The 14,614-nt window shown below is 48.4% G+C and carries 13 protein-coding genes; 8 read left to right on the top strand and 5 right to left on the bottom strand.

The features are described from left to right. Positions 1 to 6: 6 nt before the first annotated feature. From ABD836_RS10000 to ABD836_RS10020, 5 genes are all read left to right on the top strand, one after another. On the top strand, positions 7 to 1,146 hold the full coding sequence (locus ABD836_RS10000) for a Gfo/Idh/MocA family protein (protein WP_344935293.1): 1,140 nt from the start codon (positions 7 to 9) through the stop codon (positions 1,144 to 1,146). Positions 1,147 to 1,158: 12 nt separating this feature from the next. Continuing rightward, positions 1,159 to 2,928, top strand: a complete 1,770-nt coding sequence (locus ABD836_RS10005; protein WP_344935296.1) for a sodium:solute symporter family transporter — start codon at positions 1,159 to 1,161, stop codon at positions 2,926 to 2,928. 133 nt (positions 2,929 to 3,061) lie between these two features. Then, the gene (locus ABD836_RS10010; RefSeq protein ID WP_344935298.1) at positions 3,062 to 4,390 is read left to right on the top strand and encodes an MATE family efflux transporter; all 1,329 of its coding nucleotides are present in this window, start codon (positions 3,062 to 3,064) and stop codon (positions 4,388 to 4,390) included. Between the two features lie 61 nt (positions 4,391 to 4,451). Next, positions 4,452 to 5,315 carry a hypothetical protein gene (locus ABD836_RS10015; protein ID WP_344935299.1) on the top strand — a complete coding sequence of 288 codons (864 nt, stop codon included), beginning with the start codon at positions 4,452 to 4,454 and terminating at the stop codon, positions 5,313 to 5,315. Positions 5,316 to 5,402: 87 nt separating this feature from the next. Beyond that, positions 5,403 to 6,224 (top strand): hypothetical protein, encoded by an 822-nt coding sequence (locus ABD836_RS10020; protein ID WP_344935302.1) that lies wholly within the window; start codon positions 5,403 to 5,405, stop codon positions 6,222 to 6,224. Positions 6,225 to 6,336: 112 nt separating this feature from the next. Here ABD836_RS10020 and ABD836_RS10025 read toward each other — a convergent pair whose 3' ends face one another. After that, positions 6,337 to 8,352: an oxidoreductase gene (locus ABD836_RS10025; protein ID WP_344935304.1), complete on the bottom strand. Its 2,016-nt coding sequence runs from the start codon at positions 8,350 to 8,352 to the stop codon at positions 6,337 to 6,339. Positions 8,353 to 8,732: 380 nt separating this feature from the next. Here ABD836_RS10025 and ABD836_RS10030 point away from each other — a divergent pair, with 380 nt between their 5' ends. Genes ABD836_RS10030 through ABD836_RS10040 form a run of 3 tightly spaced genes read left to right on the top strand, consistent with a single transcriptional unit; the run spans position 8,733 to position 10,090 of the window. Further along, a complete protein-coding gene (locus tag ABD836_RS10030) occupies positions 8,733 to 8,939 on the top strand; it encodes a ParD-like family protein (protein ID WP_344935306.1) in 207 nt (68 codons plus the stop codon). Next, positions 8,932 to 9,750 carry a type I methionyl aminopeptidase gene (map, locus tag ABD836_RS10035; protein ID WP_344935308.1) on the top strand — a complete coding sequence of 273 codons (819 nt, stop codon included), beginning with the start codon at positions 8,932 to 8,934 and terminating at the stop codon, positions 9,748 to 9,750. The genes ABD836_RS10030 and map overlap by 8 nt, the downstream gene beginning before the upstream one ends. After that, positions 9,737 to 10,090 carry a YkgJ family cysteine cluster protein gene (locus ABD836_RS10040; RefSeq protein WP_344935310.1) on the top strand — a complete coding sequence of 118 codons (354 nt, stop codon included), beginning with the start codon at positions 9,737 to 9,739 and terminating at the stop codon, positions 10,088 to 10,090. Before map ends, ABD836_RS10040 begins: the two co-directional genes overlap by 14 nt. Positions 10,091 to 10,196: 106 nt before the next feature. Here the strand turns inward: ABD836_RS10040 and ABD836_RS10045 are convergent, their stop codons facing one another. The 4 genes from ABD836_RS10045 to ABD836_RS10060 all read right to left on the bottom strand — a co-directional run bounded on the left by ABD836_RS10045 (position 10,197) and on the right by ABD836_RS10060 (position 14,613). Further along, positions 10,197 to 11,516: an NAD(P)/FAD-dependent oxidoreductase gene (locus tag ABD836_RS10045; protein ID WP_344935312.1), complete on the bottom strand. Its 1,320-nt coding sequence runs from the start codon at positions 11,514 to 11,516 to the stop codon at positions 10,197 to 10,199. A gap of 84 nt (positions 11,517 to 11,600) precedes the next feature. Further along, on the bottom strand, positions 11,601 to 12,572 hold the full coding sequence (pip, locus tag ABD836_RS10050) for a prolyl aminopeptidase (RefSeq protein ID WP_344935314.1): 972 nt from the start codon (positions 12,570 to 12,572) through the stop codon (positions 11,601 to 11,603). Between the two features lie 92 nt (positions 12,573 to 12,664). Then, the gene (locus tag ABD836_RS10055; protein WP_344935317.1) at positions 12,665 to 13,930 is read right to left on the bottom strand and encodes a sensor histidine kinase; all 1,266 of its coding nucleotides are present in this window, start codon (positions 13,928 to 13,930) and stop codon (positions 12,665 to 12,667) included. Positions 13,931 to 13,941: 11 nt separating this feature from the next. Then, complete coding sequence (locus tag ABD836_RS10060) at positions 13,942 to 14,613, bottom strand: response regulator transcription factor (protein WP_344935320.1); 672 nt, start codon at positions 14,611 to 14,613, stop codon at positions 13,942 to 13,944. Position 14,614: the final 1 nt, after the last annotated feature.

The raw sequence follows: 14,614 nt of genomic DNA on the forward strand, positions 1-14,614 counted from the left end.
GGAAAAATGGACGCTAAATTAAAAGTGCTAATTTTGGGGACCGGATTTGCAGGCCAAGGGCATGCGGACGCATTCCGGAGTGCTGGCGCTGAGGTAGTCGGTATTGTTGGCAGAACGCCCAGCGTGCTGAATGACGTTGCAGAAAAAATGGCTATTCCCTACGCGAGCACAGATTGGCAAGCGGCATTGCAAGCCTGCCGACCGGACATCGTCTCGATCGCGACGCCCGGCGGGGCACACTATGATGCGATTAAACAAGCGATAGAATTTGGCTGCCATGTATTCAGTGACAAGCCGCTTACCGACAGCGGTGAAACATCTGCCGAGCTATACCAAATGGCGATGCAGAAAAAGGTTAAAACGGCATTCGCGGCGAGCTTTCGGTATATGGCGCATATCTTACACGCTAAGCAGCTGGTGGCGAGTGGCGCGATCGGGGAGCCGGTTGAAGTTGAGTGTATATCGCACTTTAACCTGGAACGGGACATTCCCTTCGGTTGGTCCCATCGCAAGGAAGAGGGTGGTGGTCGCCTGAATAATAATTTCACTCATATGATCTCGATTGTCACGTCTGTGGTTGGTGAAAAAATTCTATCGATCATGGGGGAGGTGCGAGATGACCTCGGTCGAGCCCCCATTGTAGAGGGTGTGCACAACTTCAAGACACGACGAGATTTTATTCCTAAGGATTTGAACGACCCAGCGTTGAAGTGGGGCGAGAGCAATGTCGAGTGGTCGTACACAGTACTTGCACAGTTAGAAAGCCCTTTTGCGAAGAAACCTGTGTCAGCCTTGTTTAAGCACGGCGGGCTAACGCCTAATTTTGATGATAATCATATTGTTTTTCATGGCACCAAAGGTGCGATTTATATCAAGGGCCATTACGGCATGGGCCCTTTGTTTTACTGGGGCGATAGTAAAACCTGGGAAGAACTACCGATACCCAAAGATATTGTTGACGATTTGCCAGATATATCTGGCGACACTGAGCGGAACTGGCATTACTTAGCTCGGCAATTCGTCAAAGATATTAGTGGTGAACCATATACCCCTTACCCATCGTTCAAGGAAGGCAGTCAGTATCAACAACTCATTGACCTAATCAGAAATAATAATAACTGGACAGATGTAAGTCATCTGCAATAGATAGGTAAAATCATGTTTTACGATTATATTGTGATCGCTGTTTACTTTGTCATGATCCTTGCCGTTGGTGCCGTGTTTGCACGAATGGCAGAAAAATCGACCAGTGATTATTTTCGAGGCGGTGGTCGGATGTTGTGGTGGATGGTTGGCGCCACGGCATTCATGGCGCAATTTTCCGCCGTAACGTTCACTGGAGCCGCCGGCAAGGCTTTCGCGGATGGCTTTGCTATTTCCCTTGTTTATATTGCCAATACCTTTGCGTACTTTGTGGGCTGGGCATTTTTCGCTCATCGCTTCAGGCAGATGCGAGTTGATACGCCGACTGAAGCTGTTCGGCGGCGATTTGGTCACGGTAATGAGCTCTTCTTCTCGTGGGCGCTAATTATATTTTCCTTCCTTAACGCTGGTGTATGGCTAAATGCTTTAGGGGTTTTTACCAGTGCGGTATTTGGTGCAGATATCACCTTAACCATTATTGTCATAGGACTGACGGTGGTTTTTGTGTCGGTGCTGTCTGGGGCGTGGGGCGTAGTCGCCTCTGACTTCGTGCAGACATTGGTGGTTGCTGTAATCTCCGTGGCTTGCGCTATTGTGGCATTGGTTAAAGTAGGTGGCCCAGTAGAGATGGTTCGCAATTTCCCGGGGGGATTCCTCGTCGGTCCGAATATGAATCACACCATGATACTGGTCGGTACGTTTCTGTTCTTTATACCGAAGCAAATCATTACGATTATGAATCTACATGATTCATTTCGGTTTCTAACCGCAAAAGACTCCGAAAATGCCCGTAAAGCCTCTTTGCTGGCAATGACTCTAATGGGCATTGGTACCATTATTTGGTTTATCCCCCCTTGGGCGGCGGCATCCCTGTATCCGGATGCTGCGGCAGCTTATTCGGACCTCGGCAACAAAGCGGAAGATGCTGTTTACCTAGAGTTTACTCGCCTTGTTATGCCGGCGGGGACCGTTGGCCTACTGATGGCGGCACTTTTCGCGGCGTCTATGTCGTCGATGGATTCAGCCTTGAACAAGAACGCCGGTATTTTCATTCGAAGCATATACCAGCCGTTTTTGGCTCGGCGGAACAAGATCAAAGACGATACGAAGTTACTGCGAATTAGTCAGCTTATTAGTTTTATAAGTGGTCTTTTGGTAATCACTGCTGCTTTATTCTTTGCGTCCCTCAAAGAACTTAGCCTGTTTGAGTTAATGATGTCTGTGTCGACAATGGTGCAAGTACCATTGCTCGTGCCCTTATTGTTTGGGATTTTTGTTAAGAAAACACCGCCGTGGGCATCCTGGGCGACGGTTGCAGTCGGTTTCTTTGTTTCATGGTTTGTGATGAATGTTTTTACGGCAGATGTATTTGCAGCAATGCTGGGGATTGAGTCACTCACTAATCGTGAAACCGTCGATATGAATATTATCCTAACGATTGGCGGCCATTTGTTTATTACTGCTGGATTTTTCTGCGCTACCTCATTTTTCTACAATGAAACTGCAGATAAGAATAGAGCAGAAACTGAGCGCTTTTTTGAAGACCTAAAAACACCCTATATCGCCGATGATTTGCAAGGAGAGGCCGATAGTCAGCAGCGCCATAAGTTAGGTTTGATGGTGATGATAATGGGCGCAGCGATAATGCTGATGTGCTTGATACCGAATCCATTGTGGGGTCGATTGATGTTCGTCATTTGCGCAACCATCATTCTGACAATTGGCATATTATTGCAGAAAAGCTCAACGCTACCGTTGATGAAAAAGAGGCCCGCTGCGGTTTAGGCCTTTGCTGCCACACTACGAGTTGTTATTTATAGTGTGGCGGCTCGCCGATGGTCTCTGTCTGTTGTTGGCTAGACATACTTGGCGCATTTTGGGCGAGCTGTGAAAGCTCAGTAAAAGGGTGTTTATCCTAGTGAAATCCAATGATGGTATGCGCAGTAACTTCGCGTTAGCGTGGCCACTGGCAGTCAATGCCTTATTGGTTCAATCGATGCTAATGATCGACACACTTTTGGTGGCGCCACTCGGCGAGCTCCCCGTTGCCGCGATGGGTATCGCTGCGACGATTGTCGCTTTTGCTTTGGGTATCGAAGTGGCTATCGCCAACGGGATTCAACTGCTTGTTGGGCGCGCGTACGGAAGACAAAATCAAGCCGATCTTGCGGTTGCCTATTGGGTTGGCTTGATTATCAATGTGGCAACAGCATTTTTGTTTTTCGTCTTAATTAGTGTTTTTAGTGGCGATATTGTCGCCGCAATTACTAGTGATATAGCGCTTTCGCCGTTGGTTGAGAGTTATATGTCGATAAGCAAATACGTGATTCTGATTACTGCTTATACGCAAGTGTGCACGGCATTTTGTAATGGCTGTGGGAGTTCCAAGGTGGCCCTTAAAGGTTTCTTAATTGAGCTGCCTGTGAATGTGTTGGTGAGTTATATATTAATAAACGGTCTTTCCGCGTTTAAGGGTATTGGTGTTGATGGTGCCGCCTGGGGTAGTGTTTTTGCAGTGCTTTTACGTGCTATATACTTCTATTATTCACTAAAAATAGACGCCAAAGTGGATCTCCGTTACCCCAAGAGTCGTCGGTTTCTGACTGAAATTCGGCTCCAGTCTCTAGAAATATTTCCTATTGCGGCCAATTTCTTTGTCTTGTCGGTTGGGGCGACGGTATACCAATTACTGTATGCACAGCTTGAATTGTTTTCATTTGTTGCGATTACGCTGATCTTTCCTTGGCTGCGAGCAGGAACACAATTTACTAATGCTTGGGCTCAGGCTAGCGCAATTAGTATCAGTCAAGCCCTGGGGACGGTAAATGCACGCCAGCTAAGAGACTTTGTTAACGACTGCATGCGAGTGGGAATTTTGATGTCGATGTTGGTCGCGGTGGTCTTCTTTATACTCAGCCAATGTATGCCATATATCTACCCCAATATTGAAATTGAAACCCAGCTGGCGTTAGCCACTATTGCGCCGCTGTATATTATGCTGCCCGTTATTCGTGCCTACAATACGGTTTCCGGTAATATTCTGAGGGCTCTAGGTGAAAGCGCACGTGTTCTAAAAATTCATTTCTTCACCCAGTGGGTGATGTCGATTCCCCTTTGTGCGGTGTTAGTTCTATATTTTGATATTTCTGTTTTTTGGGCATTTGCAATGATTCCTGCGGAAGAGTTGTTTAAGACAATTCCTTTTTACAAATACAGGAGGATCTGCATGAGCCGTTATTGTATTTGAAATGACGGTAATGAATACGTTTCAGTATTTTCAATAAATAATTATATGGTGAGTAAATGTTATGTTTAAAGGTAAAAAGTTAATCCTTCTAATGTTCACCCTTATGTTCTTGGTGTCCGCATGTGCGGTGGTCCCATCTGAAAAGACGGTGCGTTTGGCGCATGGTGTCGATGACTCGGCCGGTGGAGTTTCCGCTTATATTATCAGTGTCGCGAATGCGACTTTTTTCCTTGAGAAGGAAGGTGGTGGACTTTCAAGCATGATCGATAGGGACGGTGTTGATTGGATTGGATTTAAGCCGGAAGTGGGGTCTGGTTGGAAGGGCGAGTATCGTGGTTTTCCCAATGCAATACACAAGCAGGATGGCAGCTATTTTCATGCTATCAATGCGGGAACTGACCCATCGACGTCTGTTGTTTCAATAGAGGAAGCACATCATGTGCAAATAATTTTCACGTCAGGAAATGGTAAATGGCAGGGTAAGTGGGATTTTTATCCTGACCGCTGCGATTTTACCATGACGGAAGTCAGTGAAGGCCATCAATATTGGGTGCAGTATGAAGGGGTTCCTGGGGGCGAGATGGATAAAGATGATTTCTGGTATGCTTCTGTCGATAACAAATCTCATTTAATTGATGAACCCTTTAAAGGTGACCTGCCAGCGCCGGAGTGGTATGCCTTTGGCGATGTCCAATCATCACGAATGCTCTACATACTGCATCATGAGGACGACGAGTATCCTGATGATTATGTTAGTCGGCCTTATATGACGGTGTTAGGCTTTGGTCGCAGCGGCAAGGAAAAGTTTTTGGATACACCGCAAACCTTTTCAATTGGTTTTATTGAGTCGACAGAGCGCGCGGAAGTTGAACGAGGACTGCGGCGGATTCTTTACGAATTGTATCCCTCGCGCGCAGAGCAATAGCACGTCTTGCTATTGTAATACTTGTGGTACGCCGCGGTGTTTGTAAATTGGCGTACGATGTTTTTTAGAGGATTGAGGTTCGTATTGATGACTATGCGGAACAGTGTGCTGATTATTTCCATTGTATTGGCAGCGTCGTTAACGGCGAACGCTGCTGATTGGATAGAAATTGATAATTTTGAAAACACCCAAGGAATTCAAGTTTGGTCTTTAGCCGATCCAGACAATCAAACCCAGCCCCGTGTAGAGACGCCGCAAATAACCGAAATACGAACTGATGTCGCAACTGGGAATCGCTATATGATCAAAAAGCCGGCGGCGGATGGGGTAGTTGGAAATCGTAAAGCGCTAAGCTCGCGGCCTCTGCCAGTGGCGGTTAAAGTCGGGGAAACGTATACCTTTTATACTCGCGTTAGCGTTGAATACTTTCCTAATAATCATTCCTTTGGTTTAAGCAATAAAACGGCGTCGGAAATTGCGGAGCTTAATTATGATGCTTTTGAAGCAATGATTCGTATTACCGATAAAGCTGAATCCAATGGTATCCAAAATACGGGTGCCTTGATGGTGTCGAAGGGATTTAAGCAGTACGCGAATATCATTGATCCTGTTACCGGTGAAAGTGCGCGGCAGATGCAAACCGATACTTGGTATGAGATGTGGTATGTGGTCAATAACGCGCCCGCAGATGATGGTGGTCAAACATTTGATTTATATCTACGTGGAGGTGAATTTCCGCGCCAGCAGAAGGTATTTACAGGGGCTGACTTTCGGATGGCGAGGGCGGAGCCACTTATCTCATTTATGGCCATCTGTAATACCGGGCCAGTAGATGCACCGTATGGCAACGGTGGTGTACGTTACGATGATATTTATATGTCGCCAGGGGTCAATTTGGCTACGCCATAGCGGAGTAGTTTGTCGTCGCCTGAGAAGAGCAATAAGAGGCTGTGTGCGGATAGCTTGATTGGAAAAAGATACAGAGGCGAACACGATGCCGCCTCTGCACAAGCACTGCAGTTTAAATCGTTGCGGCTACTCTAGTGCCCTGATCGATGGCACGTTTTGCGTCGAGCTCTGTGGCAAGGTGTGCACCGCCGATCAAGTGGTAAGGCATGCTTAAACCTTCGCTCAGCTCAGTGAGTGACTCTTGGCCGGCGCAAATGATGATGTTGTCGACATCGAGCACAGACTCTTCGTTCCCCACGCGGATGTGCAGGCCGGCGTCATCAATTTTTAGGTATTCACAGCCAGGAATCATATTAACGCCTTTTTTCTGCAAGCCAGTACGGTGAATCCAGCCGGTCGTTTTGCCAAGGCCATTGCCGACTTTGGAGGCTTTGCGTTGTAGCAAATACACTTCGCGGGATGGTTCACCTAATTCTGCTTTCATACCTTCTATACCGCCACGGGCTTGCATGCTCATATCCACACCCCATTCGCGCATAAAGGTTTGAATGTTTGTGCTCGCGTCGCTGTCGTGGGTAAGAAATTCAGCAACGTCAAAGCCGATTCCGCCGGCGCCAATGATGGCGACTTTTTTGCCAACAGCTTTTCCGTCACGAATCACGTCTAGATAGCTCATGACTTTCGGGTGATCGATACCGGCGATAGGTGGCATGCGGGGCACGATACCGGTCGCTAGAGCAACCTCATCGAAATTTCCTTCGTTTAAGGCCTGCTGATCAACTTTTACGCCGAGCTTCGTTTGAACGCCGGTTACTTCTAGGCGTTTAGAGAAGTAACGAATTGTTTCATTAAACTCCTCTTTACCCGGAACCTGCTTGGCAATATTAAATTGGCCGCCGATCTCGCTAGCCGCGTCGAATAAAGTGACGCTGTGGCCGCGTTCTGCTGCTGTGCAGGCAAAAGCGAGTCCAGCAGGACCTGCGCCAACCACTGCAATATTTTTGCGAGCATTTGTTGGTGAAATAGTCAGTTCGGTTTCGTGGCAGGCGCGGGGATTCACCAGACAGCTCGTTAATTTGCCGCTGAAGATGTGGTCGAGGCAGGCTTGGTTACAGCCGATACAGGTGTTAATTTCGTCGCTGCGACCCGCTGCGGCCTTGATGATAAAGTCAGAATCGGCAAGGAAGGGACGCGCCATAGAGACCATGTCGGCGTCGCCGCGCGCTAATACTTCCTCGGCAACCTCGGGTGTATTAATACGGTTTGAGGTAATTACAGGTACCGTTAGACCTTCGCGGAATTTTGCAGTAACCCAGGTAAACGCGGCGCGAGGAACCTTGGTGGCGATGGTTGGAATGCGCGCCTCATGCCAGCCGATGCCGGTGTTGATGATTGTTGCACCTGCTTTTTCAACTGCCTTACCTAAGGTCATTACCTCGTCAAAGCTGCTGCCGCCCTCAACAAGATCGAGCATCGACAAACGATAAATAATGATAAAGTTTTCGCCAGTGGCTTCGCGCACACGGCGCACAATATCAACGGGCAATCGCATACGGTTTGCGTAATCGCCACCCCATTCGTCTTCGCGTTGATTTGTGCGTTTGGCCAAAAACTGGTTAATGAAATAGCCTTCAGAACCCATGATCTCGACGCCGTCGTAACCGGCTTTCTGGGCTAGCACCGCAGTGCGCACAAAGTCCTGAATCTGCTCTTCGATTTGATCGACGCTGGCTGCTTCCGGGGTAAATGCATTAATAGGAGCACGGATAGCTGACGGTGCGATGGGATTTTCGTTAAACGCGTAACGTCCGGTATGCAGAATCTGCAGACAGATTTTTCCGTCTTCTGCGTGTACTGCTTCGGTAACAATGCGATGGCCTACACAGTCCTCTTCGCTACGCAGCATTTTAGTGTGCTCATGGGTCGCTGCGCGTATGTTGGGGCCAAAGCCACCGGTGACAATTAGCGATACACCGCCGCGCGCTCGCTCTGCAAAAAAGGCAGCCATGCGCTCAAAACCATTCTCAGCTTCTTCTAGCCCTGTGTGCATAGAGCCCATAATCACGCGATTTTTCAGCACGGTAAAGCCGAGATCCAGCGGTTTTAACATATTTGGGTATAGGCTCATGCCAACGGTCTCCGATTGATTTTTTTGAGTCAGAATTCGTAACTAGACGGTGTCAAGTTTGTGAAGGTTAACGCGCTATGTAGACAGTGTCAAGATTGCTGTCGCCATCAGTCCAAGGGTGGTTTCGGTCTATTGTTCGCGTTGTATACCGGCAGCTACCGTGAATTAAGCGTTCTGGCCAAAATTATTAGGTGTTATAGATGTTTGTACGGCAGAAAGTGTGTGGCGGATTTTGTTGATTGTATCGGCTTAGAGTGGAATAAGTTCATGGGTATATTTGTTCCAGAGCGCCTTGCTCATTGTAAAAACTGTTTTCCCAACTTGCCGCTGACATATTGGGAGTATACAATTCGTATATAAACCGTATATTGAGGTTGGTCATGGGTATTGTGAAAATAAGTGATGAGCTGCATGAAGAGATTCGTAAAGCCAGTGCAGTTATGGTGCGTTCAATCAATGCTCAAGCTGAATATTGGATGAAAATGGGGATGCTCGCCGAGGCGAATCCGAGCATGTCGTTTACGCAGATTGTGAATGAAGAGATGAAGCGCGCCAATGTCGAGACACGGCAGATTGTCGGTGGCTGATATTAGACTAAAAAGCCTAGCAGAATTGCAGGTAATGCGTGAATCGGGGCAGCAGCTAGCGTCGGTATTTCGTTATTTGGACACGCAGTTGGAGCTTGGAATCTCTACGATGGAGATTAATGACCTCGCTGAACGTTATATTGTCGACAGCCTGGGTGCACGGCCAGCAAGCAAAGGCCAGTATGGCTATCAATACGCCCTCAATACCTCTGTGAATAATGTGGTGTGTCATGGTGTTCCTGCGGGTAATCAAAGGATGAAGTCTGGTGACATCGTCAATGTCGATATCACCCTAGAGCAGGGCGGCTTTATTGCGGACTCCAGTAAAATGTATTTATTTGGTGATGTGGCGCCAGAGGCTAAACGTCTGGTTAACGTCACTTACGACGCTATGTGGGCGGGCATCAGAGAAGTGAAACCCGGCGCTCGGCTAGGTGATGTCGGTCACGCCATTCAGCAGTATGCGGAACGACATGGCTACACCATCGTTCGCGAATACTGCGGTCACGGTATTGGCCGAGAAATGCACGAAGAGCCTCAGGTTTTACACTATGGCCAGCGCGGTAGGGGGCTACTTTTAGAAGAGGGCATGACTTTCACCATAGAACCCATGATCAACCAGGGTCGGGCAAAGGTGAAAACCAAAAAGGATGGTTGGACTGTGGTGACCAGCGATAAAAAGCTGTCGGCGCAGTGGGAGCACACCATCGCGGTGACCGCGGACGCTTATGAGGTGCTTACACTCAGAGACGAAGAGTGTGAACTCGCGGCGGATTCTTCTGAGGAGGCTGAATTATATGTATCAGAATAGAGATATTATCGCGCGCCTGCGTGAACGTATCCCATCTTTTGAATGTGTATCGGGTTGTCACGACTGCTGCGGGCCGGTAACGACCTCGTCGGAAGAGATGTCGCGCTTGCCGGTGAAGACAGACGCCGAGCATGAAGCGGCCTTGGGTGAGCTTAGCTGCGTACACTTAGGCCCCAACGGTTGTACTGTGTATGGCGAGCGGCCGTTAATATGTCGGTTGTTTGGCACTACCCCGCGCATGCCTTGCCCGAATGACCGGCGCCCTGTTGAATATGTCGATCCTGAAACGGAACAGCAGGTTCATCACTATATTGCGAGTACACGGCAGGTATTGGTTTAGCGATCTCAATGCTTGTTTCACGCCCTGATTTCTAGTCTTAGTCTACGACAACATAAGGCAGCGGCCGGCTGAATTTATAAGTCGCTGCCATAGAGTGCTTGTTGCGTTAGTGTAATTTAAGTTTCGGTTTGATCGCCCGGTGAATGCGGCCGGCCAGCGCAATGAGCAAGGAATTGAAAACGCCGTGTATTGCCAATAGGTGCATACGGTAGAGCGATAAATACGCTAGGCGCGCAATGGGGCCGCCAATGCGCATTTCACTTCCAACAAATCCGCTCATTAAGCCGCCGACGGTGTTGTAATTACTAAGCGATACCAAGGAGCCAAAATCTCGGTAGCGAAAATCTTTTAAGGACTTGTTGCGGCGGCTACGCAGGAGGTTTTTATATACGAGGCTGGCCATTTGGTGCGCGGCTTGAGCGCGGGGTGGTACAAAGCCGCCGGCCGGGAGTGCGCAACTGGCGCAATCACCAATCACAAAAATACGCTCGTCGTTACTTGATTGGAGTGTGGGTAAAACCAGTAGCTGATTGCGGTTGTTTGATTCTAGACCTGGAATCTCGGCTAACAGCGGTGGCGCTTTAATACCGGCGGCCCAGACACGAATATCACAATCGATGGCCACATCCGTTGAGGTTGTGAAGCCCTCGTCTGAGCAGTGTTTTACGCCTGTATCGCAGCGTACTTCAATACCGATTTTTTCCAAGGTACGCGTGGCGGCTTTTGAGAGTTTTTCAGAAAGTGCGGGTAATATACGCGGGCCAGCTTCAATCAAGGTGATTTTGTAATTTACCTTAGCGGCCGCATTGCGCTGGTAGCCCGACAGACCTGCGGCAGTGTGCTGTAGTTCGGCTGCGAGCTCTACTCCAGTGGCGCCGCCGCCAACGATGCCAATACGTAATACCGGATCTTTACGCTCGGCGGTATTTTTGTCGCCATTTAAGGATTCGCAGCTGAGGCGGTCGGTCTGGTTTAATAAATGTTGATGGAAACGTTCGGCTTGGGCTTTGTCGTCTAAGAAATAGCAGTTATCTCTCGCACCAGGTACACCGAAATCATTGCTAATGCCGCCAATGGCAATCACTGCATAGGTGTAGGGAAGGTATTGCTTTGGGGTAATCAATTCGCCGTCTTCATCGTAGCGTGCGGCTAATACTAAATTTTGCTGTTCGCGATCTATGGTTTCTAAGCTACCCTGCAGAAAATTAAAATGCTTTTTCTTACCATGGTAGCGGTAGTTGAGTTCGTCAAAGGCGGAATCGAGTGAGCCTGCTGCAACTTCGTGAAGGAGAGGCTTCCAGATATGGCTAGGGTGTTTGTCGACTAGGATTATTTGTGTGGTTTTGCTGCGTTTGAATTTATTGCCGAGTTGAGTCGCAAGTGCCAAACCACCGGCGCCGCCACCAACAATAACGATGTTTTCCATAGTGCACATCTCGCTAAAAGTTTTGCGCGAAGATTAGCAGCGCAAAGTCTGTGGGTATATTCTTCAAAAGTCGTGGGATTGCCGTTACTTAGTAGCGGTCTCGGCCGTGTATTGTAACATCTCGACGTAGCGGTCGGTGCTGTTCACGAGTGCGTCGATCATGTTTTTTTCTTCAATTAAATGGCCAGTGTTGGCGAGTTCGATCAGTTCACTATTAGCAATGCTGGCCGACAGTTGCTGTGATGCACTTAATAGGCAGGTGCGGTCTAATTCACCGTGAATAATGGTGACCGGTACCTTGGGGAGTTTATCGATATTGTTCAGTATTTGATTTTCGTCGATAAAGTAGCGATGTAGCGCATAGTGTGTCTCTATCCGTACTTTCAAAATAAGCGCGTCATCCGGCACCCTTGCTGATGCACCGGAACTCAGGTTATGAGTGGCGACTTTGCTCGACCAATCTGACCAAATCCCCGCATATTTTAATTGGCTGGTGTGATCGCCGTGATGCAGGCGCTGATAGAATGCTTTCACCAGATCCGCTTGTTCGGCTTCTGGAATGTCTTGGATAAACGCTTGCCAAGCATCGGGAAATAGTGCGCTGGCGCCTTGTTGGGCAAACCAAAATAGATCCTGTTCCCGGCCTAGAAAACAGCCGCGCAGGATCATGCCGCTAACGCGGTGAGGAAAGGCCTGCGCGTAAAGTAAACCCAAACAGGCGCCCCAAGATCCGCCGAATATTAGCCACTGCGTAATATTGAAATGCTGGCGAATAGCTTCAATGTCGTGAATTAGGTCTTGGGTGGTGTTGTCGCTAAGCTCGCCTTTTGGTGTCGAGAGTCCACAGCCGCGCTGGTCAAAGGCAATTATGTAGTAATGTTCCTGATTGAAATAGCGGCGATGATTTTGATTGCAGCTTGATCCTGGGCCGCCGTGCAGAAAAACCACCGGTATACCCTGAGGGTTGCCACTCGCTTCAACGTAGATTTGATGCACGGACTCAGTGTTGATTACTGTCGAAATACTGGTCGAGCGCGGATATAAGCCTGTAGTCATCCTAATTGCTCACTAGTGTGTGGCGCTAGTTTACGGATTTTAATATTGCGGGTATAGCGAGCTCGTATCCTGCGCCTACTGTGTACCCGAACTTAGCGAAATTCGATCTCAGCCTCGTGACCTAGCGTGTTGTGCTCATTGCGATATGTCCAATTAAAACGTTCGGCTAGCTTACGGCTTAAGTCCAGTCCCAGACCAAAACCCAGGTCTTCGTTCAACGCTTTGTCGGGCTCTGTTTCGCGATTACTGATACGGACGCGGCTGCCCCTTTGGTGTATGCGGACTTCACCTTCGTGGGTATGTTGAAAAGCGTTGCGGATTAAGTTATCCAAGAGAATTTTAGTGGGGATAGCCGGTAGCGAGAGAGTGGCCTCCTTGGTATCAATATGCACAGTCACGGCTTTGTTCTGCAAAAGATACTGCAATTCTTGATGACATTGTTGAATCAGAGAATCTAAGCGCGTGGCCTGTTTTGGCAATTGCGTTCCGTCCTCGCGACTCAGCCACAACAATGTTTCAGTAAGATGGCGCATGGTCGCGCTGGCCCGGTCAATGCGGTCGATAATACGTTTTTCATTGGCTTCGGGATTAGGGTGAATTTTGTTCAGTAATTCTATGTTGCTGCTGATGGTGGCGATGGGAGTGCGTAACTCGTGGCTGGCGTGACGGAGGAATTTTTGCTCGCGTTCGAGTGACTGTTGTACTGACAATAGACTACTGCGAATGAGCTCCGCGAGGGTGTTGAGTTCGCTATAGCGGAATGTTGGCGGGTCTTGGACTAAACGCTGGGGGTTTAAGCTTTTTGCCCAGTCACGCAATGCTTCAACTGGATTTGCGACAGACCGCAGGATTAATAGTAAGAGTGTGCCAAACACTAGAAGTACTGCGATGGCTGTAAATAATGCTCCGCTTACAGGGTTAATTTTTCGAGTGAAGGCCATTTTCTCAAAGGTTTTACGCGTAGAATGGCGAGAGATATAGCATAGCTTGCCATCTGCGGTTATGGCTTGAGTTACAAAATAGGCAGCGACAGGTTTGGAAAATATGCTGGGCTGTATAATAAATTTTTTGAATTCATAGGGTTGGCTTGGCGGTTCACTGATGTGCTCTCTAACAAGCGCTGGTACCTTTGCCCAGTCGTCGCTGATCTGAAAGTCGAGTAGTGTTGCACGTCCGTTCTCGTCCAGTTTCACGGCTTTGGCTACGTCGATCATATTTTTGCGAGTGATGGTGTCCAAACCCTGAATAAAATACTGCACGGTTACCACTGAATATAGCGCGACCATACTGGAGATAAGAAACAGTAAGCTGAGTAAAACGTAGAGGCGGAGACTTAGACCAAGTTTTCGTGTTTGCATTTATTCTTGCTCTAATCAGCGGGCGAGCGCAAGGCGAAGCCCTGACTGCCGATGGTTTGAATTAAGGCTTTATTATTATCCTGATCGACTAGCTTACGTAAATTATACAGGTGAACTTTTAAACTATTGCTGTCAGGTACATTGTCGCCCCATACTGCGTGGATAAGTTTTTCGCGACTTACGGGCGCAGGGCTGCGCCGAGCAAGAGCTTCTAGTATCTTATATCCAGTGGGCGACAGCTTAAGTGTTTCGCCATTGCGCACGGCCTGCTTTAGGCGCGTGTCGATCGCCAAATCAGCGATATGAAATTTCTCGACTTGACCACTGCGGCGTTTGGCGAGTGCATTGACTCTGACCAATAACTCTTTGAGTTCAAAGGGTTTGACTAGGTAGTCATCGGTACCGGATGCAAAGCCTTCAAGTTTGTCTTCAAGGGTGTCGCGGGCCGTGAGCATTAGTACTGGGGTATCGATTCCCTCCTGACGCATTGACGCACACACCGACAGCCCATTCATCTTCGGCATGTTGATATCGAGGATAATCGCGTCGTAGTCATTTTGCTGAATGAGATTGAGTCCGGCTACACCATTGGCGGCGTGGTCACAGATGGTGGACTCCAGTTCAAAGAAGTCCACCACGGTGGCTGCCAGATCAAGATCATCTTCTACTAGAAGAATATTCATA

It is taken from the genome of Zhongshania borealis (assembly GCF_039539625.1).
GTDB classification, from domain to species: domain Bacteria; phylum Pseudomonadota; class Gammaproteobacteria; order Pseudomonadales; family Spongiibacteraceae; genus Spongiibacter; species Spongiibacter borealis.

Bases quoted from the DNA above. Each gene is read 5' to 3' on its own strand.
- ABD836_RS10060 (WP_344935320.1), bottom strand. From the start codon at position 14,613: ATGAATATTCTTCTAGTAGAAGATGATCTTGATCTGGCAGCCACCGTG.
- ABD836_RS10055 (WP_344935317.1), bottom strand. From the start codon at position 13,930: ATGCAAACACGAAAACTTGGTCTAAGTCTCCGCCTCTACGTTTTACTC.
- ABD836_RS10005 (WP_344935296.1), top strand. From the start codon at position 1,159: ATGTTTTACGATTATATTGTGATCGCTGTTTACTTTGTCATGATCCTT.
- ABD836_RS10030 (WP_344935306.1), top strand. From the start codon at position 8,733: ATGGGTATTGTGAAAATAAGTGATGAGCTGCATGAAGAGATTCGTAAA.
- pip (WP_344935314.1), bottom strand. From the start codon at position 12,572: ATGACTACAGGCTTATATCCGCGCTCGACCAGTATTTCGACAGTAATC.
- ABD836_RS10020 (WP_344935302.1), top strand. From the start codon at position 5,403: ATGACTATGCGGAACAGTGTGCTGATTATTTCCATTGTATTGGCAGCG.
- ABD836_RS10015 (WP_344935299.1), top strand. From the start codon at position 4,452: ATGTTTAAAGGTAAAAAGTTAATCCTTCTAATGTTCACCCTTATGTTC.
- ABD836_RS10025 (WP_344935304.1), bottom strand. From the start codon at position 8,352: ATGAGCCTATACCCAAATATGTTAAAACCGCTGGATCTCGGCTTTACC.
- ABD836_RS10045 (WP_344935312.1), bottom strand. From the start codon at position 11,516: ATGGAAAACATCGTTATTGTTGGTGGCGGCGCCGGTGGTTTGGCACTT.
- ABD836_RS10000 (WP_344935293.1), top strand. From the start codon at position 7: ATGGACGCTAAATTAAAAGTGCTAATTTTGGGGACCGGATTTGCAGGC.
- ABD836_RS10040 (WP_344935310.1), top strand. From the start codon at position 9,737: ATGTATCAGAATAGAGATATTATCGCGCGCCTGCGTGAACGTATCCCA.